25 protein-coding genes are annotated in these 26,749 nt (G+C 69.4%); 17 read left to right on the top strand and 8 right to left on the bottom strand.

What is annotated here, in order from left to right:
* The first annotated feature begins 28 nt into the window (after positions 1 to 28).
* Together OCL97_RS08965 and OCL97_RS08970 are read left to right on the top strand one after the other, a co-directional pair.
* Positions 29 to 1,885, top strand: a complete 1,857-nt coding sequence (locus OCL97_RS08965; RefSeq protein ID WP_377369485.1) for a hypothetical protein — start codon at positions 29 to 31, stop codon at positions 1,883 to 1,885.
* Complete coding sequence (locus OCL97_RS08970; protein ID WP_377369487.1) at positions 1,882 to 3,096, top strand: glycosyltransferase family 4 protein; 1,215 nt, start codon at positions 1,882 to 1,884, stop codon at positions 3,094 to 3,096. Before OCL97_RS08965 ends, OCL97_RS08970 begins: the two co-directional genes overlap by 4 nt.
* Here the strand turns inward: OCL97_RS08970 and OCL97_RS08975 are convergent.
* Both OCL97_RS08975 and OCL97_RS08980 read right to left on the bottom strand, forming a co-directional pair.
* A complete protein-coding gene (locus OCL97_RS08975; protein ID WP_377369489.1) occupies positions 3,093 to 4,283 on the bottom strand; it encodes an MFS transporter in 1,191 nt (396 codons plus the stop codon). The genes OCL97_RS08970 and OCL97_RS08975 overlap by 4 nt on opposite strands.
* A 306-nt stretch (positions 4,284 to 4,589) precedes the next feature.
* The gene (locus OCL97_RS08980; protein WP_304777012.1) at positions 4,590 to 4,757 is read right to left on the bottom strand and encodes a Flp family type IVb pilin; all 168 of its coding nucleotides are present in this window, start codon (positions 4,755 to 4,757) and stop codon (positions 4,590 to 4,592) included.
* A 195-nt stretch (positions 4,758 to 4,952) separates the two neighbouring features.
* Between OCL97_RS08980 and OCL97_RS08985 the strand changes: the two genes are divergently transcribed.
* The 10 genes from OCL97_RS08985 (at position 4,953) to OCL97_RS09030 (ending at position 13,860) form a co-directional block, all read left to right on the top strand.
* On the top strand, positions 4,953 to 5,357 hold the full coding sequence (locus OCL97_RS08985) for a hypothetical protein (RefSeq protein WP_305337625.1): 405 nt from the start codon (positions 4,953 to 4,955) through the stop codon (positions 5,355 to 5,357).
* 136 nt (positions 5,358 to 5,493) lie between these two features.
* The gene (locus OCL97_RS08990) at positions 5,494 to 6,603 is read left to right on the top strand and encodes a flagellar hook-length control protein FliK (protein WP_377369492.1); all 1,110 of its coding nucleotides are present in this window, start codon (positions 5,494 to 5,496) and stop codon (positions 6,601 to 6,603) included.
* Entirely contained in the window at positions 6,600 to 6,863 is a 264-nt protein-coding gene (locus OCL97_RS08995) for an EscU/YscU/HrcU family type III secretion system export apparatus switch protein (protein WP_377369494.1), read from the top strand. Before OCL97_RS08990 ends, OCL97_RS08995 begins: the two co-directional genes overlap by 4 nt.
* A gap of 90 nt (positions 6,864 to 6,953) precedes the next feature.
* Positions 6,954 to 7,730 carry a transglutaminase-like domain-containing protein gene (locus OCL97_RS09000; RefSeq protein ID WP_304777008.1) on the top strand — a complete coding sequence of 259 codons (777 nt, stop codon included), beginning with the start codon at positions 6,954 to 6,956 and terminating at the stop codon, positions 7,728 to 7,730.
* Positions 7,731 to 7,732: 2 nt separating this feature from the next.
* Positions 7,733 to 8,635 carry an NAD(P)/FAD-dependent oxidoreductase gene (locus OCL97_RS09005; protein ID WP_377369496.1) on the top strand — a complete coding sequence of 301 codons (903 nt, stop codon included), beginning with the start codon at positions 7,733 to 7,735 and terminating at the stop codon, positions 8,633 to 8,635.
* A 106-nt stretch (positions 8,636 to 8,741) separates the two neighbouring features.
* Positions 8,742 to 9,863, top strand: a complete 1,122-nt coding sequence (locus OCL97_RS09010; RefSeq protein WP_377369498.1) for an extracellular catalytic domain type 1 short-chain-length polyhydroxyalkanoate depolymerase — start codon at positions 8,742 to 8,744, stop codon at positions 9,861 to 9,863.
* 124 nt (positions 9,864 to 9,987) lie between these two features.
* Positions 9,988 to 10,653 (top strand): DUF969 domain-containing protein, encoded by a 666-nt coding sequence (locus OCL97_RS09015; RefSeq protein WP_377369500.1) that lies wholly within the window; start codon positions 9,988 to 9,990, stop codon positions 10,651 to 10,653.
* Positions 10,650 to 11,600: a DUF979 domain-containing protein gene (locus OCL97_RS09020; RefSeq protein WP_377369502.1), complete on the top strand. Its 951-nt coding sequence runs from the start codon at positions 10,650 to 10,652 to the stop codon at positions 11,598 to 11,600. The genes OCL97_RS09015 and OCL97_RS09020 overlap by 4 nt, the downstream gene beginning before the upstream one ends.
* Positions 11,581 to 12,591: a DUF2891 domain-containing protein gene (locus OCL97_RS09025; RefSeq protein WP_377369504.1), complete on the top strand. Its 1,011-nt coding sequence runs from the start codon at positions 11,581 to 11,583 to the stop codon at positions 12,589 to 12,591. The genes OCL97_RS09020 and OCL97_RS09025 overlap by 20 nt, the downstream gene beginning before the upstream one ends.
* Positions 12,592 to 12,789: 198 nt before the next feature.
* Entirely contained in the window at positions 12,790 to 13,860 is a 1,071-nt protein-coding gene (locus OCL97_RS09030) for a sensor histidine kinase (protein WP_377369506.1), read from the top strand.
* A gap of 158 nt (positions 13,861 to 14,018) precedes the next feature.
* Here OCL97_RS09030 and OCL97_RS09035 read toward each other — a convergent pair whose 3' ends face one another.
* Positions 14,019 to 14,516, bottom strand: coding sequence for a RidA family protein (locus OCL97_RS09035; RefSeq protein ID WP_304777069.1), 498 nt, complete (start codon positions 14,514 to 14,516; stop codon positions 14,019 to 14,021).
* Positions 14,517 to 15,245: 729 nt separating this feature from the next.
* Between OCL97_RS09035 and OCL97_RS09040 the strand changes: the two genes are divergently transcribed.
* Positions 15,246 to 17,756 carry a TonB-dependent receptor plug domain-containing protein gene (locus OCL97_RS09040; protein ID WP_377369508.1) on the top strand — a complete coding sequence of 837 codons (2,511 nt, stop codon included), beginning with the start codon at positions 15,246 to 15,248 and terminating at the stop codon, positions 17,754 to 17,756.
* Positions 17,757 to 17,813: 57 nt separating this feature from the next.
* Here the strand turns inward: OCL97_RS09040 and OCL97_RS09045 are convergent, their stop codons facing one another.
* Positions 17,814 to 18,413 (bottom strand): GNAT family N-acetyltransferase, encoded by a 600-nt coding sequence (locus OCL97_RS09045; RefSeq protein WP_377369510.1) that lies wholly within the window; start codon positions 18,411 to 18,413, stop codon positions 17,814 to 17,816.
* A gap of 175 nt (positions 18,414 to 18,588) precedes the next feature.
* On the opposite strand from OCL97_RS09045, the gene OCL97_RS09050 reads away from it, so the two are divergent.
* Both OCL97_RS09050 and OCL97_RS09055 read left to right on the top strand, forming a co-directional pair.
* On the top strand, positions 18,589 to 19,620 hold the full coding sequence (locus OCL97_RS09050; protein WP_377369512.1) for a serine hydrolase domain-containing protein: 1,032 nt from the start codon (positions 18,589 to 18,591) through the stop codon (positions 19,618 to 19,620).
* On the top strand, positions 19,617 to 20,432 hold the full coding sequence (locus OCL97_RS09055; protein WP_377369514.1) for a PIG-L deacetylase family protein: 816 nt from the start codon (positions 19,617 to 19,619) through the stop codon (positions 20,430 to 20,432). Before OCL97_RS09050 ends, OCL97_RS09055 begins: the two co-directional genes overlap by 4 nt.
* A gap of 37 nt (positions 20,433 to 20,469) precedes the next feature.
* On the opposite strand, the gene OCL97_RS09060 is transcribed toward OCL97_RS09055, so the two are convergent.
* Both OCL97_RS09060 and OCL97_RS09065 read right to left on the bottom strand, forming a co-directional pair.
* Entirely contained in the window at positions 20,470 to 22,188 is a 1,719-nt protein-coding gene (locus OCL97_RS09060) for a glucosidase family protein (protein WP_377369516.1), read from the bottom strand.
* Positions 22,182 to 23,168, bottom strand: coding sequence for a helix-turn-helix transcriptional regulator (locus OCL97_RS09065; RefSeq protein ID WP_377369518.1), 987 nt, complete (start codon positions 23,166 to 23,168; stop codon positions 22,182 to 22,184). Before OCL97_RS09065 ends, OCL97_RS09060 begins: the two co-directional genes overlap by 7 nt.
* Positions 23,169 to 23,248: 80 nt before the next feature.
* Between OCL97_RS09065 and OCL97_RS09070 the strand changes: the two genes are divergently transcribed.
* Together OCL97_RS09070 and OCL97_RS09075 are read left to right on the top strand one after the other, a co-directional pair.
* Positions 23,249 to 23,644 (top strand): hypothetical protein, encoded by a 396-nt coding sequence (locus OCL97_RS09070; protein ID WP_377369520.1) that lies wholly within the window; start codon positions 23,249 to 23,251, stop codon positions 23,642 to 23,644.
* A 143-nt stretch (positions 23,645 to 23,787) separates the two neighbouring features.
* Complete coding sequence (locus OCL97_RS09075; RefSeq protein WP_377369522.1) at positions 23,788 to 24,279, top strand: hypothetical protein; 492 nt, start codon at positions 23,788 to 23,790, stop codon at positions 24,277 to 24,279.
* Here OCL97_RS09075 and OCL97_RS09080 read toward each other — a convergent pair.
* Both OCL97_RS09080 and fghA read right to left on the bottom strand, forming a co-directional pair.
* Positions 24,276 to 25,847: a carboxylesterase/lipase family protein gene (locus OCL97_RS09080; protein WP_377369523.1), complete on the bottom strand. Its 1,572-nt coding sequence runs from the start codon at positions 25,845 to 25,847 to the stop codon at positions 24,276 to 24,278. The two genes, OCL97_RS09075 and OCL97_RS09080, sit on opposite strands and share 4 nt — an antisense overlap.
* Positions 25,848 to 25,898: 51 nt before the next feature.
* The gene (fghA, locus tag OCL97_RS09085) at positions 25,899 to 26,723 is read right to left on the bottom strand and encodes an S-formylglutathione hydrolase (protein WP_377369525.1); all 825 of its coding nucleotides are present in this window, start codon (positions 26,721 to 26,723) and stop codon (positions 25,899 to 25,901) included.
* Positions 26,724 to 26,749: the final 26 nt, after the last annotated feature.

Raw genomic sequence — 26,749 nt, forward strand, 5'->3', positions numbered from 1 at the left:
CTCTCTCAAGGGCCGGGCGCTAAGTATCTTGGACGTCGTCTTCACCATCGTTTCGCGCAACTACGCGGCCCAGGCGGCCACGCTGATGGAAAGCCTCGCCGTGGCCGAACCGGGGGTCGGCCGGGTGGTCATCGCCACCGATGGCCCCATGGCCTTCGCCGATCCGGGCGTGCGGGTGATCGAGGCCGGCACCCTCGTCCCCAAGTTCGCGGCCATGTGCGCCTATTACGACGCCCTGGAGCTGAACACCGCGGTCAAGCCGCATGTCTTCCGCGCCCTGCTGGCGCAGGCCGGGGTGAGCTCGGTGGTCTATCTGGACCCCGACATCTACGTCTACCGGTCGCTCGCCGAGGTCCGCGAGGGCCTGGCCCGCGCGCCCCTGGTTCTCACCCCGCACATGACCCGCCCGCTGCGCGGGAACGCCAACCCCAATGACCTCGTCATCCTGACCTCGGGCGCCTACAACCTCGGCTTCATGGCGGTGCGCGACGAGCCGCAGATCGAGGCCCTGCTGGACTGGTGGGCGGAGAAGCTGGAGTTCGACTGCCGGGTCGATTTCGCGGCGGGGCTCTTCACCGACCAGAAGTGGATGGACCTGGCGCCCGGCCTGGTGAGTGACCTGGCCCTGCTTCGTACGCCCGCCCTCAACCTCGCCTATTGGAACCTCGAGGGCCGAGAGGTCTCCCGCGAAGCTGACGGCTGGCGGGTGGATGGCGAGAGCCTGGGATTCTTCCACTTCTCGGGCTTCGATCCGGCCCGGCCCGAACTGCTCTCCAAGCACCAGGACCGCATCAAGGTCGCGCCCGGTTCCGCCCTGGCCGACCTCCTGAAGGACTATGCGGGCGCCATGCTGCGCAACGGCCACGCAGCCGCCAAGACCACTCCTTACGGCCACCGCGCCTTCCCGTCCGGGCGGTTGGTGACGCCGCAGGAACGTCGCCGGATGCTGCAGGCCGCGCGGACCGGAGAGGCCTTCGGCGGCGGCCTGACCCCGGCGGCGCAAGCCTGGCTGGACGTCCCCGCCGACGGCGCGGCCCGCCTGCCGCTCACGCCGCCGGAAGGTCCCTGGCTGGGATCCTCCGCCGACCTCACCGCCTGGCTGAGGGCCCACCCCGCCGACGCCCTCGCCGCGATGCTGGCGGCCCGCAAGGACCTGCGCGACCGCTTCGCCTCAGACGACAAGGGCCTGCGCGCCTGGCTGCTGGGCCCCGAGGCCCTGGCCGGCCGCTTTGACGCGCGCCTGCTGCCCACCGACGTCCTGGACCCGGGGCTGGTGGCCCGCGCGGCCCGCTATGGCGTGGGCGAGGCGCCGGACGCCCGCCTGCAAGTGGCGGCCTATGGGCTGGCCGACCGCGCCGGTTGGCCGCACGGACTGACCGATCCCGGCCTCGAGGCGCCCGTGTCTCAGCTCGCCAGGGGCCTGCCCTTTCCCCGACTGTTCCTGGCCATCTGGGAGGACCGCGGCGACCTGCAGCGTCTGTTTCCCCTGGCCAGCTTCCGACAGCGCTTCGCCTTCCTGCGCTGGCTGATCGGCGGGGGCCTCGCCGAGGTGGGCATAGACCTCTCCGCCCTGCCCGCCGGCGTCCGCGGCCACCCCGTCTTCCAGCTCGCCCGCCTCACCGTGCGCCACCCGCCCACCGTTGCGCGCCGCATTGCCGCCACCGGCGCCTGCGAGACCCTGGTGGTGATGGAACGATGGACCGACACCGCGGCCGCGCCGGTCTTCGAGGCCGCCAACACCAGCTTCAAGACAGCCTCCGGCGAGCCTTCCCCGCCCCCCACTCAGGTCGGCCAGGTGGTGTTCCAGACCGCGCCTGGCCTCGTCCCCGCCGACGCCATCGCCCTGCTGGCCCATGGCGTCTCCTGGCGGTCGGCGCGCCGATGAGCCCCGTCGCCACCGCGCGCCGCGTCTGGCGCGGCCTGGTTCCGGAAGGCCTGCGCCGGACCGCCCAGCCCCTGTTGGCCAAGGCGCTCTCGGCCTATGTCCGATCCTCCGCCCGGGCTCCGCACGCCGCCGACACGGTTGGCGGACCGATCCGGGTGGTGGGCTTCCTCGAGGGGTCCCACGGCATCGCCGCCTCGGCCCGCCTCGCCGTCCGCGCCTTCGAGGCCCTGGGCGTGCCGGTGGAGACCATCGATGTCTCCGAGGCCCAGCTGGACTGGATCGGCAAGGCCGGCCCCGCCCCCGCGCCCGGTCCCTGGATCTTCCATCTCAACGCCCCCGAGTTGCTGGCGGCCCTGGCCTATCTCGGCCCCAAGCGCGTGCTGGGCCCGCGCTACGGCTACTGGGCCTGGGAGCTGCCCAGGGCGCCCGACGTCTGGCTCCGGGACGCAGGCCTGGTGGATGGCGTCTGGGCGCCCAGCAGCTACACGGCGCGCGCCCTCGAGGGCGCAGCCGCGCCGGTGAGGGTCGTGCCCCATCCTCTGTTCCTCGAAGACTACCGCGACATCGTCCCGGCCCCGCGCACGGCGGAATTCCTCGCCGTCAGCCTGTTTGACTTCAACTCCGCCGCCGCCCGGAAGAACCCTGACGGGGTCATCTCCGCCTTCGCCCAGGCCTTCGGCGAAGACCCCACCGTCCGCCTGCTGATGAAGACCCAGAACGGCCACCTCTTCCCCGACCACCTCGCGCGCCTGCGCCGCCTGGCCCCGCCCAATGTGACCATCGAGGACGCCGTCTGGCCCTACGCCCAGGTGAAGAGCCTGATCGCCGGCGCCGACGTGCTGATCTCTCTCCACCGCGCCGAGGGGTTCGGCCTGACCCCGGCCGAGGCCATGGCGATGGGGACGCCAGTCATCGCCACCGGATGGTCCGGCAATCTCGACTTCATGGACGCAAATAGCGCCATGCTGATCCCCTTCCACCAGATCCCGGTGCAGGACAGCCAGGGCATCTATGCCGGTCAGACCTGGGCCGACCCCGACACCGCCGCCGCCGCCGAGGCCCTGCAACGCCTGCGCACCACGCCCGAGCTGGGCCGCCGGCTGGCGGAGAACGGACGGCGCATGGTGGGGGAGCGGCTCTCGCCCCAGGCCTGGTTCACCACCCTGCCCGATCCGGTGAAGCGGGCCGCCATGGCGGCGATCCGGAGCTAGTCTTTCACCGGCTTGCCGACGCTCAACAGGGTCAGGACCGCCACCCCGCCCACCAGCACCACCGGGACCATGGACTGGAACACCTGGTCGGCGCTGTACCCCGCCCCGCGCAGTTCGCCGGCGATCAGGGGGCCGGCGATGGACCCCAGGCGCCCCACCGCGATGGCCGCCCCGGCGCCGGCGGCCCGGACATGGACGGGGTAGTAGATGGGCGCGAGCGCGTAGAGAACATAGAGTCCCCCCACCACCGTGAAGCCCGCCGCGGCGGCGAAGCCGAAGATCGCCGGCAGGGCCGTGGCCTGGGCCAGGCCGTACATGGCCCCGGCCAGCACCAGGAACACCGCCAGCAGCGGCCAGCGGAATCCGACCCGGTCCGCCAGCCAGCCCAGCAGCAGGGCGCCGATCACGCTGAAGGCGTTGAACCATAGGGACGCCGCGGCGCCATCGGCGGCGGTGAAGCCCTTGGCCACCACCAGGGTCGGCAGCCAGTTGAGCAGCAGGTAGGTGACCAGCAGGTTCAGGCCGAACACGATCCAGATCAGAAAGGTGGTGACCGCGCGGCGCTCAGAGAACAGTCCCCGGGCTAGGCCGCGGTCGGCGGCGGGATCATGCTCGGGCCGGGTCTCCGGCAGCAGCCGCAGGATGACCGGGACCAGCAGCAGCGGCAGGGCGCCGCCGATCAGGAAGATCATCCGCCAGTCGACGGCCTCGCCGCCGTGACTGGCCAGCAGGGAGACCAGGGCCCCGCCCGCCGGCAGGCCGCAGAACATGCTGGTGGTGGTGGCCGCCCGTTTCGAGGGCGTGCTGATCTCGGTGGCGATGGCGATCAGGTTGGGCAGGGCCCCGCCGAAGCCGATGCCGGTGAGCAGGCGGGCCACCGTCAGGGTCTCGAAGCTGTTGGCGAAGGCCGTCGCCACCGAGAACAATCCGAAAGCCGCCACCGAGACCGCCAGCACCGGCTTGCGTCCCACCCGGTCGGCGAACCAGCCGCCGGTGATGGCGCCCATGACCAGCCCGATCATCGCCGCGCTGCCGGCCCACCCCATCTGTCCGGGGTTGAGCCCCAGTTCGGGCGCCATGTGCGGCGCCGAGACCCCGAAGGCCTGGATGTCGTAGCCCTCCAGGGCCGCGATGCAGAAGCAGATGGCGACGATGAAGCCCGGGCTCAGACGCTTGCCGGCGGTCATGGCCGATTCCCCCGTATTGTTCACCAGTGGCAGAAAGCCCGAAGGCCGCGTCACGCGCCAGTGGAGAAGTTCGACCAGACGTCGCCAGCGCCGGGCAGCGAATTTCGGGCGCAAGACTGGAGGGGTGCTCGGCCTCGTCAAGGCTTGGTTTGACGAACGAGTGATCAGGTATCGCGGTCTAGGAACCTTGTGGCCGCGAGGCCGCGGAGGCGGCCGGAGCAGCGGGGGGGCCGCTCCGGCCTGAAGCGCGACGGGATGGTGGAGCCCACTGTCACGCTCCAACCCTCAGGGATTGGGACCTGGCCGCTATTGCGGCATCTCGTTGCCGACCTTGTCGAAGGTGCCACCGACCTTTTCCCCCAGCACGGACATGGAGGCGATAAGGACGACCGCGATCAGGGCTGCGATCAGGCCATACTCGATGGCCGTGGCGCCAGAGTCGTCGGCGATGAAGCGTTTCAGGAATTGGGTCATGCACACCTTCCCCTTCTGGGAGCGTCAGCGGACCCATGCCCGTGACACGATGGCGCAACTTGCCCGGACAAGTTGAAGCAACCCTTTCCAATCACCCTTAAGAGGCGAGTAAGGTTGTGCCTCGACCCCGGCTCTTAACGGGTTTGAAGGTCTGTTCGGCCTAGGAACAGGGCCGAACAAGGAGAGGGAGCCGACATGGCCACCCGCGCATCCAGCTTCCACCGGCACGCGACCGATCATTTCGAGCCGCAGGATACCGACGACGACCCCCATGCTCAGCGTCGCATGCGCGGCCAGCTTGAGCAGATCGACTATACGGCCTTCGCCTCCAACAAGGAGGTGATCGGCGCGGTGCTCGGACATGCCGACGCCCAGAAGTTCCAACGAATGGCGGTGGCCGCCGCCATGGCCCGCGCCCAGTGGGTCAAGGAGGCCCTGGCCTTGAGCGAGGCCATAAGCCCCAGCCACGAACAGATCTCGCGCCTGGGCCGTCTGCGCCAGGCCTATGAGGAGCTGGCGGAGGCGTATGAAGCCATGCGCCGTATGGTCGAGCGCGGCTATCTCCCCTATCAGGCCCCGGCCAAGCCCCCGGCCCGATGACCGACGGGCGGCGGGCCAGCCGCCCGGCCTGACCGGCGGCGCCGCGCGTCCGGCGGAGCGCCGCACAGACTGATTTCCTTAAGGCCCGCTTCACCCGGCGCCCGTAGAATCAGCAGGTGTCCAGTCAGGCCGCGCCATGAAGGTCGCACCCCTAGGAACGATCCCCACCGCCGCACAGGTGCCGGCGCTTACCCCCGTGCGCCCGGTCACCCGCGTTCAGGGCGGCCAGCTGCTGCGCGAGATGCAGCGCGCCGTGGAGGCCGACGCGGTCGATCCGGCCCAGCCGGTCGAGGGGCCGACGCGGGTCGGGGCGCCCAAGTCCTCCACCCAGCCAGGCCTCGCGCCGCTCCTGCCCCAGACCCCGGCCCAGGCCACGGCCCAGGCCCTTCGCACCGCCCTGACCCGTCAGAGCGGCTTGGCGCCCCTGATGGCCGATCTCAACCAGGCCCTGCGCGCCCAGGTCCTCTCCCCTCCGGCCCGGGCCGCCGCCATGCAGATGCTAACCCAGCTGGTCCCACTGGACCCCGAGGTGCGGGGCGCCGATATCAAGCGGGCGCTGAAGACATCGGGACTGTTCCTGGAAGCCAACCTCGCGTCCGATCCTGAGACCTCGCCGCTGGGCGGCGACCTCAAGGCCGCCCTGCTGGTCCTGCGCCAGGCGTTGGGCCCCGCCACTCGACGCCCGCCCGGCGCCACCCCTCGGCCGCCCTATGGGGGCGCGCCGACCTCCGCCCAGAAGGCGGCCATGCCCAGCCTGCCGCTGAACGCCAGCGCCGCCGCCATCGGCGAGGCCTTGGCCGCCGAGACGCAAGGCGCCCTGGCCCACCTGGATCTGCTGCAGCTGGCCTCCTTGCCCGAACCGGATAAGCCGGGCGAGCCCACCCGCTGGATGTTCGAGACGCCGCTGCAGACCCCCCAGGGACCTGGCGTGGCGCAGTTCGAGATCAGCCGCGACAGCCAGGGCCGCGCCCGCGACGAGGAGCGGGAGCCTCTGTGGCGGGCCCGATTCTCGGTCGACTTCGAGCCGGTGGGCCCTATCGACGCCCAGGTGGCCTTCGACGGCGACCTGGCCCGCGTCAGCCTCTGGGTCCTGCGCCCCGACGCGGCCGAGCGCCTGCGCGCCGCCCAGCCCGTGCTGGCCCAGGCCCTGGCGGCCGCCAATCTGCAGCTGGAGCTGGCCGTCCATTCGGGACCGCCGCCCGCGCCCACCACCAGCTCCGGGCGCCTGTTGGACCAGTCGGCATGAATAACGACCGCCGCCTCGCCGTCGCCCTGAAGTATGACGCCCCAGGCACGCCCCGGGTGGTGGCCGCTGGCCGCGGCCTGGTGGGAGAGCGGATCATCGCGGCCGCGGAGGCGCATGGCGTCCCCCTGGAGCACAACCCCCTGCTGGCCGAAGCCCTCTCCAAGGTCGAGGTCGACAGCGAAATCCCGGAGCGCCTGTTCGTGGCGGTGGCCGAGATCCTCGCCTTCCTGATGCGCGAGGGTCCCTCGCCAGAGGCCTGAGGGGCTTGCAGCCGACCGGCTCATTCCATCTAAGCCTGGGAGCTCCAGCAACATCGGCTGCTCCCACGCGTTGGGCGCGCGGAGGACCTCATGCGACTGTCGATCCAGGCCGACCTGACCTATAGCTTCGATCGGCCCTGCGAGGTTCTTTTGCTGCTGGAGGCCGCCCGGGCTCCGGACCAGGCGATCCATTCCGAGCGCCTCACCATAACACCCGCCACCGAGATCGCCCGTCTGGACGACTCGGTCACCGGTGAGCGCCGTGCGGTCTTCACCGCGCACGGGGAGGTGACCATCGCCTACACCGCCAATGTTGAGCTGCTGGCCCGCGCGTCGGACCTGAAGGGATGCGCCGCCACCGCCATCCGTGACCTGCCCGGCGAGGCCCTGCGCTACCTGCGCGCCAGCCGCTACTGTCCTTCCGACCGCTTCGAGGCCTTCGTCGCGGAGGAATTCGGCAAGCTCGATGGCGGCGACAAGGTCGCCGCCATCGTCGACTGGATCGGCGGACACCTCACCTATGAAGTCGGCGCCAGCGACGCCATGACCACCGCGATGGACACCTTCGTCGACCGCGCCGGTGTCTGCCGTGACTTCGCCCACCTGGCCATCAGCCTGTGCCGCGCCGCCGACATCCCGGCCCGCGCCGTCAGCGCCTATGCCTGGAAGCTGGAGCCGCCGGACCTGCACGCGGTGGCCGAGGTCTATCTGGGGGGCCGTTGGCGGCTCATCGACGCGACAGGCCTGGCGCCCATCGACGGCCTGGTGCGGGTCGCCACGGGCCTGGACGCCGCCGACATCGCCTTCATGACCATCTTCGGCAGGGCCAACCTGATCTCTCAGAGTTTCACCGTCGGGAAGATCTAGGAATGACCCTGGACGCCATCGTCATCGGCGCCGGACCGGCCGGACTGGCCGCCGCAATCTACCTGGCCCGGTTCCGCCGCCAGGTCCTGGTGCTGCACGACGGCGACAGCCGGGCCGCCTGGATCCCCCGCAGTCACAACCATCCGGGCTTTCCGGGCGGGATCGTCGGGGTGGACCTGCTCGACCGGACGCGCCGCCAGGCCGAGGCGTTCGGGGCGCGGATCGAGGAGGCCCAGGTCACCGGGCTCTGCGTGGACGGCGCCGGCTTCACCGTCAACACGGCCGACCGGTCCCTGTCGGCCAGGTCGGTCATCCTGGCCACCGGGGTCGTCGACCGCCTGCCGGAACTGCCCGGCGTGGAGGCGGCGGTGCGTCGATCCCTGGTCCGCATCTGCCCGATCTGCGACGGTTTCGAGGTGACTGGCCAGGCCGTGGCGGTGATCGGTGACGGCCCCCTGGGCGCGGGCGAAGCCCTCTTCCTGCAGACCTATTCCGACGACATCACCCTGATCCATACCGGCGCCGCCGGAGACCTGCCGGACGGCGAGCGCCAAGGTCTGGCCAAGGCGGGCGTCCGCCTGATCGAGGCGCCGATCCAGGAGGTCACCCTCGACCACGACCGGTTGAGCGCCCTGGCCTTCACCGAACAGGGCAAGCTGGAATTCGATGCGGTCTACACCGCGCTGGGGGTTGATCCGCGTACGGACCTCGCCATCCAGGCCGGCGCCCAACGTTGCGACGATGGACGCCTGATCGTCGACGACCACCAAGAGACCACTGTGCCCGGCCTCTATGCGGCCGGAGACCTGGTCCGCGGCCTCAACCAGATCAGCACCGCCCAGGGAGAGGCCGCGATCGCCGCCACCGCGCTGCACAATCGACTGCGGGAAATGTCGGCGAAATAGCCGCCAACTCACCGAACAAGACTCTTTGCTGCATTGCAGCAACGATCCATGCTGCGCCTGCGTTGGATTCCTGTCAGCCTCCTGTGGCTGGCCTGAAAGGTTCGACATGCGTCCTCTCTCCGACACCCTGATGCGGATGACCGCCTTCCGAGAAGCCGGGGCGGCCATCGGTTCTCGCGCCGGTTCCGACCGGCTGAGCGAGCTCACCGGTTTTGGCGGCAATCCGGGCGGCCTCCGCGCCCTGGCCTATGTCCCGCCCGGCCTGCCAAAGGGTGCGCCCCTGGTCGTGGTGCTGCATGGCTGCACCCAGAGCGCGGCTGAATACGACCTGGGCTCGGGTTGGTCGGCCATGGCCGACGCCGCGGGTTTCGCCGTCCTGTTCCCCGAGCAGGCGCGCGCCAACAATTTCAACCTCTGCTTCAACTGGTTCGAGCCCGGCGATGTCCGGCGCGGCAAGGGTGAGGCGGCGTCCATTCGCCAGATGATCGAGGCGATGATCGGCCAGCACGGCCTCGACCGCCGCCGGGTCTACATCACCGGCCTCTCGGCGGGCGGCGCCATGGCCAGCGTGATGCTGGCCACCTACCCGGAGGTGTTCGCCGGCGGCGCGGTGATCGCGGGCCTGCCCTACGGGGTCGCCGCCTCCGTGCCCGAGGCCTTCGACGCCATGCGGGGCCACGGCGGTCCCGGCGAGGCCGCCTTGCCGGCCAAGGTGCGCAAGGCCAGCCAGCACAAGGGCCCCTGGCCGAGCATCTCGATCTGGCATGGCTCCGCCGACCACACGGTCAGCCCGTCCAACGGGGAGGCGGTGCTCAGCCAATGGCGCGGCGTCCACGACCTGGATCCCGACCCCAGTCACACCGAAGTGGCGGCCGGACACACCCGCCGCGTCTGGCGGGACGCCAAGGGCCGCGCCCTGCTGGAGCACAACCTCGTGGCCGGCATGGGCCATGGCGTGCCGTTGAAGCCGGACGGGTCCGCCGGCGGCGGCGTGAGCGGCGCCTACATGCTGGACGTCGGCGTCGCCTCCACCCGCGACATCGCCGCTAGCTGGGGCTTGATCCATGAGGCGGAGGCCGCCGTCGCGCCGCGTCCGGTCGAGGCGCCGCGCGCCGTCCGCAAGCCGGCCCCGCGCAAGCCGGCCCAGGCCGCGCCCGTCCTCCCCAACGTGTCGGCCATCGGCAAGGTGATCGAGGACGCTCTGCGCACCGCAGGCCTGATGAAGTAGCCGCCCGCGCCGCCGCCACCGGGCATATAGTCCACAATATAGACCATTCGGACGCAGCGCCCCGCTCAGACTAGGCTTACCTCTTCATCCGGCGCCTGAACCTGAGTCGCCGACGGAGGGGCTGATGCTGATCCTGTTGGGGGTGGCGGTTGTGGTGGCGGGCTTCGCCGCCGGGTTCAATCCGCTGCTGGTGGTGATGGTCTCGGCCGTCCTCACCGGCATGGCCGCGGGGCTGTCGCCGCTCGAGGTCCTGGCCGCCTTCGGCAAGGCCTTCAACGAAAACCGCTATGTCAGCGCCGCCCTGCTGGTCCTCCCCGTCATCGGGGTGCTGGAGCGGGCGGGCCTGCAGGAGCGCGCGCGCGCCCTGATCGCCGGCTTCAGGAGCGTGACCCTTGGCCGCCTGCTGATCGGCTACCTGCTGTTTCGCCAGGTCACCTCGGCGCTCGGCCTGACCTCCATCGCCGGCCACGCCCAGACCATCCGGCCCATCGTCGCCCCCATGGCCGAGGCCGCCGCCGAGAGCGAGGCGGGCGAACTCCCGGACGAGGCCCGCCAGGAGGTGCGGGCCATGGCCGCGGCCACCGACAACATCGGCCTGTTCTTCGGCGAGGACATCTTCCTGGCCATCGGCTCCATCCTGCTGATGGTGGGCTTCCTGGCCCAGAGCGGCATCGTCGTCGAGCCCCTGCAGCTGTCGATCTGGGCCATCCCGACAGCCATCGTCGCCTTCGCCATCCACACGCTCCGGCTGGTGCTCTTCGAGCGCAGGCTGAAGGGGCGCGGAGCATGATCAAGCTCGGCTTCGTCTACCTCCTGGCGGGTCTGGTGTTCGCCGCCTTCGCGGTGCTCAGCGCGCGGGACGCCACCAATCCCAAGCGCTGGATGAACACCGGCTTCTGGGGTCTGTTCGCGGTCAGCTTCCTTGTGGGCGACTGGCTGGGAGACCTCGGCAACGGGGTGCTGGTGCTCTGCATGGCCCTGATCTCGGGCCTCGGCGGCCTGGGGCGCGGGGAGCCCGACGGCTCGCCCGAGGCCCGCAAGCTGTCGGCGGAGAGATGGGGGAACAGGCTCTTCATCCCCGCCCTGGTGATTCCCGCCACCGTCCTGATCGGAACCCTGGGTCTGCAGCACGTTTCCATCGGTGACCTGCCCCTGTTCCAGGCCAAGCAGGCGACCCTGATCTCCCTGGCGCTCGGAGCCGTGCTCGCGGTGATCACCGCGCTCATCCTGCTGCGCCAGCCGGTCATCAGCCCCCTCCAGGAAGGCCGCAGGCTGATGGACACCGTGGGCTGGGCCGCGCTCCTGCCGCAGATGCTGGCTGCGCTCGGCGCGGTCTTCGCCCTGGCCGGCGTCGGCAAGGTGGTGGGCGACCTGGTGACGGCCTGGATCCCCATGGACGGACACCTCGCGGCTGTGGCCGTCTACTGCCTGGGCATGGCCCTGTTCACGATCGTCATGGGCAACGCCTTCGCCGCCTTCCCGGTGATGACCGCGGGGGTCGGCCTGCCGTTCCTGATCGTCAAGTTCGGCGGCGACCCGGCCGTCGTCTGCGCCATCGGCATGCTGTCGGGGTTCTGTGGGACCCTGATGACGCCCCTGGCCGCCAACTTCAACATCGTGCCCGCCGCCCTGCTGGAACTGAAGGATCGCCACGCGGTGATCCGCGCCCAGATCCCCACGGCCGCCCCCCTGCTGCTCGCCAACATGGTGCTGATGTATGTCCTCGCCTTCCGCTGAGATGACCGCCGAGATCGCGTCGCGCTTCGCCCGCATCGCGCTGGGCCATGTCGCCCGCGAATATCCCAACAAGATGGACCACGTCCTCGATGGGCCCGGCGACGCCGTGGGACCCCGCGCCCTGCATCCCATATTTTTCGGCAGCTTCGACTGGCACTCCTGCGTGCACGGCTACTGGACGCTCGCCACCCTGCGCCGCCTGCACCCGGAAATCCCCGAGGCCGCCGCCATCGACGACCTGTTCGCCGGCGCCTTCACCCCCGACAAGGTCGAGGCCGAGCGGGCCTATCTGGACCGACCCTCCAGCCGCGGCTTCGAACGCCCCTATGGCTGGGCCTGGCTGCTGATGCTGCAGGCCGAGTTGATCCGCCACGACGATCAGGTCTGGGCCCGTCGCCTGGCCCCGCTGGCTGAAGCCTTCGCCGAACGGTTCCGCAGCTACCTGCCCAAGGCCACCTATCCGGTGCGAACTGGCGTCCACAATTCCACGGCCTTCGCCCTGGCGCTCGCGGCCGACTACGCCAGCGGCACGGAAGATGTGGCCCTCGAAGGTCTGCTACGGGACACGGCCAGGGGCTGGTACGGCGGCGATCGCAACGCCGCGGCCTGGGAACCCTCCGGCGACGACTTCCTGTCCCCGACCCTGATGGAGGCCGAGGCCATGCGGCGGCTGCTGCCTGTCGTGGAATTCCGCACCTGGTTCGCGGGCTTCCTGCCGGACGCCGCCAAGGGGCTGCCCGCCACCCTGTTCACCCCCGCCACGGTCAGCGACCGCAGCGATGGGAAGATCGCCCATCTGGATGGCCTGAACCTCAGCCGCGCCTGGTGCTGGCGAGCGATCTCGGAGAGCCTCGATCCGGACAATCACCTGCGCGCGGCGGCCCACGCGGCGGCCGACCGCCACTTGGCGGCCAGCCTGCCCCACGTGGCGGGCGACTATATGGGCGAGCACTGGCTGGCCAGCTTCGCCCTGCTGGCCCTGACCGCCTAGACCTGCCTGAGGATACGTCTGAGCGCCGCCACCATCTGGCGGCGGTGGACCGGGCGAACTCGGCCCCTAAGCACCACAGCCGACACACAAAACCAGATCACGACAGTGGCCCGAATTGGGCGTAAAGCTTGGCGGTTGGCCGCTTTCGCGGTCGAACGCAAAGAATCCTGGCGTCCGGGATCGGACCTGCTTTCGCTCATGCCGACCTCCCTGCAGGGAATCGAAGACGCGCAGACGCTCGCCCAGGCGATCGTGGACACGATTCACGAGCCGCTGCTGGTCTTGGACGCCGAGTTCCGGGTCCTGGCCGCCAGCCGGTCCTTCTACGCCATCTTCCAGGTCGATCCCGAGCACACCATAGGCCGGCCGCTCTACTGGCTCGGCGATGGGCAGTGGAACATCGCGGCCCTGCGGGTGCTGCTGGAGACCATCATTCCCGAGCGAGTGGCCATGGACGGGTTCGAGGTCGAGCATGACTTCCCAGGCCTGGGCGCGCGCACCATGCTGCTCAACGCTCGCAAGGTGATCTATGAGCGTAGCGCCAACACCACCATCCTGCTGGCCTTCACGGACATCACCGCGCGCCGCGCGATCGAGCGCGAGAAGGAGGAGCTTCTCGAGCGCACCGAGGACCTGCTGGCCCAGCAGCAGACCCTGTTGCAGGAGATGCAGCATCGGGTCGCCAACAGCCTACAGATCATCGCCAGCATCCTGATGATCAAAGCCCGCGCCGTGACGTCCGAAGAGACCCGCCAGCACCTGAGCGACGCCCACCAGAGGGTGATGTCGGTGGCCGAGGTTCAGGCTCATCTTCACGCCTCGGGCGGCGTCGAACGCATCGAGGTGGGGGGCTATCTCACCAAGCTGTGCGCCAGCCTGGCCAAGTCGATGATCGGCGAGGACCGGCCGATCATCCTGGAGGTTGTCGCCGACGAGGGTGAGATCGGCTCCGACAAGGCCGTCAGTATCGGCCTGATCGTCACCGAACTGCTGATCAATGCGGTGAAGTACGCCTTCCCGGCCGGCACGCCCGACGCCCAGGTGATGGTGACCTACACGAGCGCCGGCGACGGTTGGACCCTCACCGTGGCCGACAATGGCGTGGGCAAGACTCCGGACGCCGCGCCGGGCAAGCACGGCGGTCTCGGCACGGTGATCGTGGACGCCCTGGTCAAGCAGCTGGGCGCGACCATGAAGGTTCAGTCGGTTGGAGGGGTAAGCGTCTCCATCACCCACGCCGCCTCAGTCTTGCTCCCCCAGGCCGCCTGACGCCTACTTCTGGCGGGCGTCATAGGCCTCGAAGCCGCCGCCCTCGCGGGCCAGCTTCACCAGCAGGGCGGCCGGCTTGCGCTCAAGGCGGCCGCGCCGTCTAGCACGCAGCAAGACGCCGCCCGCATGACACGGGCGGCGCCGCATCCTTCTCAGGCCTACTTCTTCTTGGCGGCCTGGACCTCGATCTCCGACAGCATGCCCGGCGCTACGAGGGCCGCCACCTGCATGGTGACCCGGGCCGGCTTGTTGGGCTGCTCGGCGGTCCCGAAGAACTGCTTGTAGGCCTCCATCATGCCGGCGAAGTCCATGCCGCCGCCCTTGGCGGGATCACCGACCAGATAAACGCGCATCATCACCACGTCGCCCATGGTGTAGCCCTGACCCTTCAGGACATCCTCGATGCGCTTCAGGACGCCAATGGTCTGGGTCTTGGTGTCGCCGAACTGCACCGGGGTCCCGGCGGGCGCGCCGGGGTTCAGCGGCGGCGGAGTCATGCCGCTGACATAGATGGTGTCGTAGCCAGCGGGCACGACGGCGGCCTGCAGGATGGCGCTGGTGGGGGCGCCCACCCGCACGATGCCGTCAGCGGCGGCGGCGGGCGCGGCGGCGGCGGCCAGCACAGGCAGGAGGGCGGCCAGGATCAGTCTGCGCATTTGGAGGTCTTCCTTCATGTGGGCGCCGGCGGGCGGCGAGGCGTGGCCACCTTGGGTCAGGCGGGCGGTGATGTTCAAGCCATGCCCTTGGCCGGGCGGCGCGATCTGATCCTTTGGCAGGGCCCAAATCGCTCGGAAAATGTCCTGCCTGATTAAACCGCAAGCACGAACCGCTGAGTTACTTAGCAGTTATCGCGACCCACCTCACGGCCAGATTAGGTCTTCACCCAGTCTCTGACTGGCAATTTGGCGCTCGCCATCGATTCCGTGCCCGAATATCGCGCACCATATGCGCCGAACACCCAAAATATGACGACATGTAGACTCCTCGGCCTCGTCGCGTTGACAGCAAAAAGGATTCGTGTGGACCTCTTACTGTCAGATGAATTTCCCGGAAGACGTCGCTGGGACGAGTTTTTGACGTGATATAAAATAAGAACACGATGAGGAAACGTTTCACGCGGGCGATCTCAATTTACGCGTGATTTTATCGGCATGAGTGTCTTCTTTTTAGATTATGACTCTGATGCGGCCATCTAGTACGGGCGTCTCGCGGCCTTCTGCGCGGATATTGAGTAAAACACACCAACAATTCTGGGCGAATACCGGAGACCAAGGGCCACAGCCCATCTCCGGAGCGTCCGTCAACATCCCGGCGCCTGAGCACACAGGCGTGCGGGGAACCTTGCGGCCGACTTCAGCCGCAACTGAACGAGGGGGCCTACCAATATGAAATCCACAACCCGCAACGCATGGCTGGCGAGCGTCTCGCTGGCTTCCGTCCTGATCGCTGGGGCCGCGTCCGCCCAGACCCTGGCCGCCGGGGCGGCGGAGGTCGACGAGGTCATCGTCACCGGCACGCGCCAGACCGGCCTGAAGGTGGAAGACAGCGCCGCGCCGGTCCAGGTGGTCGACACCGCCGCCCTGACCCGGACCGGTCAGACCGACCTGCGCGTCGGCCTGGCCAACCTGGTGCCCTCCTTCAACGCCCAGGCCTTCGGCGGCGACACCGCCAACCTGACCCTGTCGGCGCGCCTGCGGGGGCTGTCGCCCAACCACGCCCTGGTGCTAATCAACGGCAAGCGCCGACACACCACCGCCAACTTCGCCGTGCTGTCGGGCGCCTATCAGGGCGCGGCGGCCACCGACCTCAGCTTCATCCCCATGGCCTCCATCGGCCGCATCGAAGTGCTGACCGACGGCGCCGCGGCCCAGTACGGCACCGACGCCATCGCCGGCGTCATCAACGTCATCCTCAAGAAGAACAACGAAGGCGGCTCCATCTCCGCCACCGGCGGCGAGTACATCGACGAGGGCGGCAAGACGGCCGCGATCTCGTTCAACATCGGGACCGCGCCCACCGAGAACAGCTGGCTGAACCTCACCGCCGAGACCAAGTACCACGGCTTCTCCAACCGCGGCCTGCCCGACCAGCGCGTTTTCAACCCGGCCAGCCCTAGCTACTCGGCGGCGCACTTCGCCGTCGAAAGCAAAATCCCCGGCTTCCCCAACCTCAATCTGATCTCGGGCGACGCCGAGTACCGGCTGAGCAACCTGGCCTACAACGCAGGCGTCGACATCACCGATGACCTGGAAGTCTATTCCTTCGCCTCCTACGGCCACAAGGACGCCTCGGCCTACGAGAACTATCGCCGCTACAACCGCGTCACCGGCCGGATGGGCGCCACTGACCGCCCCTATCCCCAGGGCTTCAGCCCGCGCGAACGCATCATCGAGGACGACTATGCCGGCACCATCGGCATCTCCGGCGTCGTCGGCGGCTGGAATTTTGATCTGAGCTCCACCTACGGGGTCGATGACATCGAGGTCCGCGTCGAGGACTCCATCAACGCCAGCCTCTATGTCGATACCTCCACCACCACGACCAAGGGCTCCTCCCCCACGTCGTTCCACGCCGGCTCCTGGACCACCACCCAGCTGACCAACAACCTGGACATCTCCAAGGAGTTCGATGTCGGAATGGCGGCTCCCCTCGCCGCGGCCTTCGGTTTCGAAAACCGCCGCGAGACCTACGAGATCGGGGCTGGCGACCTCGCGTCCCGCTACAAGGAAGGGTCGCAGTCCTATCCGGGCTTCGCCCTGACCGACGCCGGCAAGCATGACCGCGACAGCTGGGCAGTCTATGCCGACCTGGCCGGTTCGCCGGTCGAGGGCCTGCAGCTCGACGCCGCCCTGCGCTACGAGCACTTCAGCGACTTTGGCGAAACCACCGTCGCAAAGCTCACCGGCCGCTACGACTTCAACGACGCCATCGCGGTCCGCGGCACCGTCAGCACCGGTTTCCGCGCCCCGACCCTGGCGGAGTCCTTCTATTCGGCCACCAACGTCTCGCCGACCTCGGCCTTCGTGCAACTGGCGCCCAACTCGCCGGCGGCGCGTCTGCTGGGCATCGACGCCCTGAAGCCGGAAGAATCCACCAACTACAGCATCGGCATCGTGGCCCATCCGCTCCCGGCCATGACCCTGACCATCGACGCCTATCAGATCGAGCTGACCGACCGCATCTTCGGCTCCAGTTCGCTCTACGGCACGCGCGGCGGCGTGCTGGCCTCGCCGCAGGTGCTGGCCGCGATCCTCGCCAACGGCAATGTGCTCGACCCCACGGTCACCACCACGGGGATCAACATTTTCTCCAACGGCCTGGACACCCGTTCGCGCGGCGTCGACATGGTGATCTCCTATCCCACCGACCTCGGCGACTACGGCCGGATCGACTGGACCCTGAGCGGCAACTACAACACCACCAAGGTCACCAAGGTGAAGGCGCCGCCGGCGCCGCTCACCACCCCCAGCGTGCCCTATCCGGCCGGCCAGACCCTGTTCGCGGGGAACGCCAAGTCGCTGCTGGAGACCGCCTCACCCAAGTACAAGGTCGGCCTGAACGCGCTCTACACCTTCGGCGCCTTCACGGTGAACCTGACCGAGACCGTCTACGGCAAGTCCTCGGCCCTGTCGGATCCCGGCACCGGCCCCCTGCTGCAGACCTCCATCGGCACGACGGCGATCACCGACCTTGAGGTCTCCTACAAGTTCGCCGATGCGGTCACCGTCTCGATCGGCGCCAACAATCTGTTCAACAAGTACCCCGACGAGCTGTCGGCCCAGTACCAGGCCGCCTGCGTCGCCTCCGGCGGCGGGTGCGTGGCCCAGTACCCCACCTACTCGCCCTTCGGCATCAACGGCGGCTACTACTACGGCCGGGTGACCTACGCCTTCTGACCAAGGTTCTGGAGAGCGTGGAAGGGCGGCCCTCAGGGACCGCCCTTTTTCGTTGCGTCAGGCGCCCGCCAGCGCCTTGCCCATGCGGATCAGCGGCACCTTGAACCCTGTCGAGGTGTCGGCCTCGAAAGGCTCGATGGTCTTGTAGCCGGCGGCCCGGTAAAGCGGCTCGCCGGAGAGGGTGGCGGCCATCTCGCAGCGGCCGAAGCCCTCCGCGGCGGCGGCGGCCTCGCAGGTCTCCAGGATCAGCTTGCCCACCCCGCGGCGGGCGAAGTCGGGATGGGTGTACATGGCGCGGATGCGGGCCGGCTCGGTGGCTGGATCCACCAGGCCTGAGTCGCGCCCGGCGCTGTGATCTCCGCCGAACAGGGTGGCCCGTCGGCTCCAACCGCCGCAGCCGGCGATCTGGCCTTCGGCCTCCACGACGAAATAGGTCCCGTCCTCGATCAGCTGGGTGTCCAGCCCCATGATCTCGAACGACGCCGCCACCCCCTCCGGCGGCAGGTAGGCCGCCAGATGGATACCGATCGCCTGTTCCATCAGGGCGCGCAGGATCTCGATGTCCCCAGGGCCCGCCTTGCGAATGGCCAGGGCTCCCCGTGGCGCGGCCACCACCGCACGGGCCGCATCGCCCCGGTCGATGTCGCTCGTCGGCATACTCACCCCAACCTGTGTTCCAGGAGAATTCCTCGCCACACTGACGAGCAAGGCCAGACCCGTTGAATACCACGGGTAGCTGTCCTGGACTCCCCGGGACGACACCGCGGCCCTAAAGCTGCGGATGCCGTTCTAGCTCTTGATGAAGCCGGCGGCTTGGCGCCAGTCTCTCCCCATGAGCCTGCCGCCCCTGCCCACCCAGCCCGCCGGAACCCCGTGGCCGACGGAGGAGTGGCCGCTTGGCCTCTTCCCGCCCGGCTTCGACCGCCTGCGCCTCGATGACCTGATGGCCGAGCAGTTCGACCAGCTGGCCTTCGGCGAAGCCCACGCCGTGGTGATCATCCGGGAAGGCCGACTGATCTTCGAGCGCTATGGTCCCGACCACGGCCCCGACAAGACCTGCCTCTCCTGGTCCAAGGCCAAGGGCATCACCCACGCCCTCACCGGCCTGCTGGTGGGGGACGGCAAGCTGGACATCCACGCGCCCGCCGATGTGCCCGAGTGGCGCGACGCCGGCGACCCGCGCGGCGCCATCACCCTGGACCACCTGCTGCGCATGTCCTCCGGCCTCGAGTTCTCGGAGGTCTATGAGCCCGACAAGCCGTCGGACACCATCGCCATGCTGTGGGGCGTGGGGAAGGAAGACGTGGCCCACTACGCCGCCGACAAGCCCCTGCTCTACGCGCCCGACCGCCACTTCTCCTATTCCAGCGGCACGACCAACATCGTCGCCCGCGTGCTGGCCAGGACGCTGGACGCCTACGGCCCCGACTTCGAGGCCTTCATGCGCGCGCGGCTGTTTGCGCCGCTCGGCATGACCAGCCCGGTCCCCAAGTTCGATCCGGCCGGGACCTTCATCGGCTCGTCCTTCTGCTTCGCTACGGCCCAGGACTTCGCCCGCTTTGGCCTGCTCTACCTGCGCGGCGGGGTCTGGGAGAACCAGCGCCTGCTGCCCGAGGGCTGGGTCGACTATGCCCGCACGCTCACCTTCCAGCAGCAGGGCGTCACCGACGGCCCCTATGGCGCCCACTGGTGGTTGGGCCTGGGCGGCCCTGGCTCCTTCTCCGCCAACGGCCATGAGGGGCAGTTCACCGTGGTGGTCCCCGAGCTCGACCTGGTGGTGGTGCGCCACGGCAAGACGCCGACCGAGCGGAAGGACGACCTCAAGGCCTGGCTGGCCGAACTGGTGGACTGCTTCCGGCCGTGAGTTTCGCCGCCGTCCTGCTGGTCCTGCTGGGCGTCGCCTTCCTGCTGGTCCGCAATCGGTTGAACGATGGCGCGGTCCCCAGGGCGCACAGCCTGCTGGTCGCGGGCGCGCCCAGGACGGTCTTGGCCATCTGGGCCCACCCCGACGACGAGATCACCAGCGCCGGAACCCTTGCGGCGATGGCGCGCGACGGGGCTCAGGTGATCCTGATCTACCTCACCCGAGGCGAAGCCGCCCGAGACACTGGCTATGGCCGCGAGGACCTCGCGCGGATCCGCAGCCTTGAGGCCCAGGCCGCCGGGACGACGCTTAGCGCTCATGCGGTGGAGGTCTTCGAATGGCCCGACGGCGGCCTGTCCGCCACCGACGGCGAGGCGGTCAAGGACGTGCTCCGTAAACGGATTGCTCATTGGAAGCCGAGCGTGCTCATCAGCTTCGACGAGCGTATCGGCTATTACGGCCACCCCGATCACGTGGCCACCGGCCGCTGGGCGCGTGAACTCGCGCAGGAGGAAAACGCGATCCGCCGCCTCTACCAGGCGACCTTGCCCCGCGCGTTGATCAGGATCGCCCTCAAGCTGGTGGCCGCCTTCCGCGACAACTATCCCAGCGATCCGCAGGCCGGCCTCCCCGCCCCAACCGTGGCCATGCCCATCGCCCGCTTCGCCACCACCAAGCGCCGCCTGCTGGACGTCCACGCCAGCCAGGCCAAGGTCATCGCCGACGTCCAGCCCGGCTACGACAAGCTGCCCGCCTGGCTCTACTACCGCCTGTTCGACCGGGAGTATTTCGCATTGGCTGTGGATCGGTGAGCCACCTCCTCTGCCCTTTCAGGGGGACGGGAGGTGGTCAATCCGGATCGCCGTTGAGCACCATCTCGCGATGCGCCAGGGCCACCGCCGCCGGCAGGCTCGACCAGCCCTGCAGCAGAGACCCCCGCCCCCAGGGCGGCGAGAAGTATTCCACCGCGCCCATCCAACCCTGGCTCAGGCAGAACTCCCACCACCGCACCATGGGATAGCGCCAGCCGGGCAGGCCGCGCCGCAGCCGCTCTCCAGCATAGAGGCCGTCCAGCCACGGCCAGTCGGAGCCGTTGTGGTAGCGGAACGGGAACACCGTCTTCGACCTCAGGTCGCCGCGCCGGCTGAAGGGCGGATAGGCGCAGAGCATGCCCCAGTCGCCGAACCCCTGGCGGTCGTTGTGGCGGCTCTCCAGGCTCTGGCGCACGCGTTCCAGCACCTCCAGGGCGTCGGCCTCCGGCACGGCGTCGTGGCGCAGCAGGGTGAGGCTGTCGAGGGTCAGGTGGTCCTCGGCGACGCCAGCCGGGACGTCGAGATAGTCGGGATAGCCGCCGTGCGGCCGCTTCATCTGGGCCGCCACCGCAGCCCGGGTCTCCACCGCCGTCGCCTTGGCCTCCGCAGCCAGCTCCGGGTCCTGCGCCGCCCCAAGCTCGGCGATGGCGTCCAGGGCCCCGACCCACAGGCCGATGTCGTAGCTCACCAGGCCCGAGCGATAGACGTTGTCGGCCCAGTCGCGGTCGTGGCGCGGCTTCACCGGCAGGCCGTCCGGCGACAGGGCGACATAGCGCTCGTAGATCGCCCTCACGAAGGGCCAGTTGCGGTCCACCGGCTCGGTATCCCCGGTGGCGCGGACGTAGTCGCCCAGGGTCAGGATGAAGAACAGCGGGCTGTCGAAGTGATCGCTCCACCAGTCGGCCCGGCGCCTGTGGATCCAGTCGAAGCCCAACACCGTGCTGCGCAGCGCCTCCCAGGCGTGGGCCATCTCCGGGCCTGAGACGATGACGCCGCTCGGGGCCTCGCCGTCGGGCTGGACACCGGCCGCCAGCAGGTCGATCTGGGCATGGACCACGGCCGGCGCGGCCTTCAGCAGCAGTTGCAGGGTCCAGTAGCCGTCGCGGTAATAGGTCCGGGCTGGCGCGCTATAGGCCAGACCCGCCGCCAGGCCGTCGAACCGGCCGCGTTCGTCACGGCGCACCGACGACAGGGCCGCGTGGGTTCCCTGCATGACCATGGAGCGCAGCACGGGGTCAGCTTCGGGAAGTTGGTCGCAGTGGAGGGCGTAGTGCTCGGCCTCGGTGACAATGGTCTCCACCGACAGGCCCAGACCGCGCTCAGCCTCGTCCAGATCCGCGCCTGCCGAGACAATCAGGTCTGGTCCCCGCGACTCCAGCAGCACGACCGCCCAGGGTAGGTCGATCCGCCGCCGCGCGCCCTTGCGCGAAACCCTGGATTTGGGGTGCGCCGTGCGGTCCCAGGGCGCGCACTTCCGCGCTGGGGTGAAGCCGCGATAGGTCACGCCCCGCAGCAGCAGCACCGGGTCCGACTGCGCGGCATAGGCGCCGCCGCTCGGCGTCGTCACCAGGTTCGGCGCGTGGACGAAAGGCCCGGCGAGGGCTGAGAACCGCAGCCGCCCCAGATCGCCCGCCCCCCACAACGCCAGCTCCAGCCGTCCATCGGGATGCAGTTGGCCCTGCAGGCGCGGCCCCATGATCGGCAGCAGCACCGGGACCTGGCTCTCCACCCGCCCGTCGGGGCGCGGGGTCAGCATGGCGCGCCGTGGGTGGCGACAGCGATCGCCAGCTCGTCGCGCATCATCTGCTTCAGCCGCTCGGGCCCCAGGATCTCCACCTTGTCGCCCCAGGTGAACAGGTGCCAGGCCAGCTCCCGCATGCCGCCGGCGTGGAAGGTGGCCAGCACGCCGCCGTCCGGCAGGGGTTCCAGCCTCTGGGTCGGGTGGAAGCGCCAGCCCATGGCCTCGTCGGCGCCATGGGGCAGGATGCGCAGCCGCACCTCCTCCACCGCGTCCTGGTAGATGCCGAAGGAACGCTCCACGAAGGCCTGCAGGGTGAAGTCCTCGGGCTTGGCGCCGAAGGTCTCGGTGACCTCCAGGTCGGCCACCCGGTCCAGCCGCCAGGTGCGCGGCTCCTTCGAATCGCCCTCCGCCCCCACCAGATAGTTGGACCGCCCAAACAGCACCCCGAACGGCGTGATCTCCCGCACCCGCCCCGGCGTCGAGCCGCCCTGGTAGCGGAAGCGCAGGCGGCGCAGGGACTTGATGGCGTCGCGGATGGCGCCCAGCACGCTCTCGTCCTCGAAGGGCCGGGGGCCGGCGTGGATGGAGATGGCCTCGGCTTCCAACAGGGCCTCCAGGTCCGGGGCGAGCTTGCGGCGCACGCCCGCCCGCATGGCCGACAGCACCTTCTGTTCCAGGTTCAACAAGGCGGCCGCCCGCCCGGTTGCGCCCATGGCCCGGAACTGTTCGGCCGCCGCGTGCAGGGCGGCGAACTCATCGGCCGTCGGCGCCTGGAAGATGCCGTCCAATCCGGAGGGAATCTTGAACCGCTTGGTGGGGGGATCCTCGATCTCCTCCATCTGCGGGAAGGCGTCCCGCACGGCGTCGCGCATCCGCTCGGCGGTGCGCCGTCCCACCCCCATGGAACTTGCGATCTCATCAAGCGTCATTCCCTCGGCGGAAGACGCCAGGAGACGCGCCAGTTCGAGTAACCGAGTCGCCTTTTCGTGCCGCAAAGTCGGCCCCCAGATTTGTACGTCCGTTTCTGACGCACCGGCATCCTACCTTGATGATGCCGAAACGAAAGGAGCCACACATGCCCAACGTCGCTCAACTCCGCCGCCCCCGCGCTGTCCGCTCCGAACCGCTGTTCCTGTTCGACGTCCGCCGCCCGGTGGAGGCCGCCAACGCCGACATGATCGCCAAGGTCATCACCCACGCCGACATCGCCGTGCGCCAGGCCGGCGGCCGCATGAAGCTGCGGGTCTCCGAGGAGATGGTGGAACGCCTCCAGATCCAGGGCCGTCTGGCCTCAGGCGACCACCGTCTGGCCGACCTCACCGTGGTCTGGGACGAAGCCGAGGGCGAAGTGGTCAGCGTCCGCGACGACGCCCGCCTGCGCGACGCCCACGCCCGCTTCGCCGAATGGGACTCCCTCTGGGACGAAGCCAGCTACGAGTTTACAGATGAGCGCCAGTCGGTGGCGGCTTAGTGGACTGTCTTCAGTATAAATATCTCTCTTAGCAACCACAGAGGTCTTGCCCGTTCGGCCGCGACATCGGCGTCATGCAGGGCCCAAAGCCTGGGAGTCATTGGCAGACGCAGTAAATGGGATGCTCCAGAAGGAGTCGCGCCGTGCCCTGCGAAACCACCCACCTCCGCGATCTGAGCCAGGGCGAGCACATGCTGGTCTGGGGGTTCCGGGCCATAGCCTTCGGGGTCGGCGTCTGCCCCCTGGTGCGGCGGCAGTACGAGCAGGCCTGCGGGGTGACGGGGAGCGAGGCCCTGAACGCGCTTGAGGTCTTCATCCGAGAACTGGCCCGGCGAGGCCGGCGCAAGGTCACACTCTGCGTCCCCGGGTCCTGTCGGCTGAGCCACGACGAGCAGCTGATCGTGGCCATCTTCGCAGCGGCCCAGATCGAGGACTATCCGCGGCTGGAGGCCCACCTGGCCTGGCTGCTGGCCGACGCCTGCCAGCCGCCCTTCCCCGCAGCCGCCTGCCTGGTGGCCCAGGCCTTCAACCTGAACGGCCTGATCCTGCGCGTGCCTGACATGACCCCGCCGGCCGTGACGATGGAGGCCTATGAGGCGACCGACGTGGTGGTGCCGTTCCGCCGCGCGATCTAGGTCCCGGGCTGGATGTAGGGGACCTTGGCGAACAGGCGGCGTTCGGCGCCGCGCGGGTCGTCCACCAGTCGGGTCTCCGCATCGAACACCATGGTGGCGCGCCGGCTCAGGTCGTAGGGCGTCCAGGCCGGCAGGGCCTCGCAGTTGGGGTTCCCGGTTTTGGCCAGGGCGATGAAGGCCTCACTCATCGCGTCGGCCACCGATTGCGCGGCCGCCGACGGCGCGACGGGCGAGCCCCTGGCCGCCAGGTTGTCGAACACCAGGGGGATGTCGGCGGTGTGCATGGCCCGCAGGCGGCCGCCCTCGACGGTGCTTGGCAGATCCAGTTGGTAGACCCAGGCCGGCGCCCCGGCCTGCGCCCGTTCCTCCGCCTCGATCACCGCCCCCCGCCAGGAGCGGCCCGCCGTGATGGCGGCGAAGAACACCTCGCTGGGCGAATAGTCCGGGTACAGTTTCCGATACTCGGCGACCACGTGGTCAGGGTCGATATCCACCCGCATCTCCGGCGCGATCCGCCCGGCCACCTCGTCCCACCCCATGGCGAAGGGATCGGGCCTGGTCCTGGCCACGAATGCGCGGACCTCGTCACGGGTGTTGCCAATGATCATCGGGATCTTCAGCCCCTGCGGCGCGGCGTCCGGCCAGAAGGGGTGGCGGGTCAAAGACCGCTCGTCCAGCACCGGGCCGAAATAGAGCCCACCCGGCGTGAAGGGATCGCGGACGCTGAGGCCCTCCAGCAGCTTGCCCACCGGCAGGGTCGCGGCCTCCCCCGCCCGCTCCGGCGTCAGGCCCACGGCGGCCAGGAACAGGCCCATCCGCTCGGTTGCGTGCAGGGGGCCGGACGCCGTCACCTGCTGGCCGCTCATGGTGGCGGCGCTGTGGAAGAGGCCCGCGGCGGCCGGCATGGCCATCATGGTGGCGATCTTGGCCCCGCCGCCCGACTGGCCAAACACCATGACCCGGCCCGGATCGCCCCCGAATTCGGCGGCGTTGTCGCGAACCCAGGCCAGGGCCAACAGGATGTCCAGCATCCCGGCGTTGCCGCTGTCGGCGAAATCCGGCCCAGCCAGCTTCGCCAGGAAGCCGTAGCCCAGGACGTTCAGGCGGTGATTGATCGTCACCACCACCACCTCGCCCCGCCGGCAGAGCCGCACCCCGTCATAGAGCGGCGACGACCCCGAGCCGCTCGAATAGCCGCCCCCGTGCAGATAGACCATGACTGGCCGCCGTCGGCCGTCCCGCAGGCCAGGCGTCCAGACGTTCAGGAACAGGCAGTCCTCGCTCTGGCGCTCTTCGTCGCGGCCCCCCTGCGGCGCGCTTGGACCATAGGCCGTGGCGTCCAGCGTCTTCCTCCAGGGCGGCGGCGCCAACGGCGGACGGAACCGGCGCGGGCCGGTGTCTGCGCCATAGCGCACCCCCTTGAAGACCTTGATCCCCTGGTCGATGTGGCCGCGCACCGGGCCGTTGGTCGTCTCGGCGACAGGCGAGGCGCTGGCCGCATGGACGCCAGACGGCAGGACCAGGCCGCCCGCGATCAGCGCCCGTCGAGACAGGTCGTGCACGGTCATCCTCCCGGTTTGCCCGAGAAGATAGACTCGTCATGACACCGGTGTCACGCCTCAGAGACGGGCGGCATGCCAGGCCACATGGTCGGCGATGAAGCTGGCCATGAAGAAGTAGGAGTGATCGTAGCCCAGCTGCATCCGCAGGGTCAGCTTCTGGTCCGCCGCCTGGCAGGCCGCCGCCAGCAGCTCCGGCTTGAGCTGGTTCTCCAGGAAGTCGTCCCCGGTCCCCTGGTCCACCAGGATGTCGTCGAACCGCGCCGCGCCCGCCTCGATCAGCACGCAAGCGTCGTGGGGCGCCCAGGCCGCCTCGTGCTCCCCCAGATAGGCTGTGAAGGCCTTGCGTCCCCAGTCGCACCGGGTCGGCGAACAGATCGGCGCGAAGGCCGAGACCGACTTGAACAGGTTGGCGTGCCGCAGGGCCAGGGTCAGCGCCCCATGCCCGCCCATGGAGTGGCCGGAGATGCCGACGCGGGCGAGGTCCACCGGGAAGCTGTCCCCCAGCACCGCCAGCAGGTCGCCGGTGATGTAGCTCTCCATCTGGAAGTGCTTGGCCCAGGGCTCCTGGGTCGCGTCCAGATAGAACCCCGCCCCTTGGCCAAGGTCATAGGCCGGATCGTCTGCCACGCCTTCGCCGCGCGGGCTGGTGTCGGGCGCCACGATGGCTAGGCCGGCGGCGGCTGCCGCGCCATAGGCGCCGGCCTTGGTGGTGAAGTTGTCCTCGGTACAGGTCAGGCCCGACAGCCAGACCAGCAGGGGAAACGGCCCCTCCCCAGGCGGAATGAAGATCGAGAAGGTCATCGGCGTGCCGGTGGCCTCGCTGGCGTGCCGACAATAGCTCAGGGTCCCGCCGTGGACGCGATGCGACTTGAGGATCTCCACCCGCTAGACCCTTTCCGGTTCAGGTG

This window comes from Phenylobacterium ferrooxidans (genome assembly GCF_042714595.1).
Classification (GTDB): Bacteria; Pseudomonadota; Alphaproteobacteria; order Caulobacterales; family Caulobacteraceae; genus Phenylobacterium; species Phenylobacterium ferrooxidans.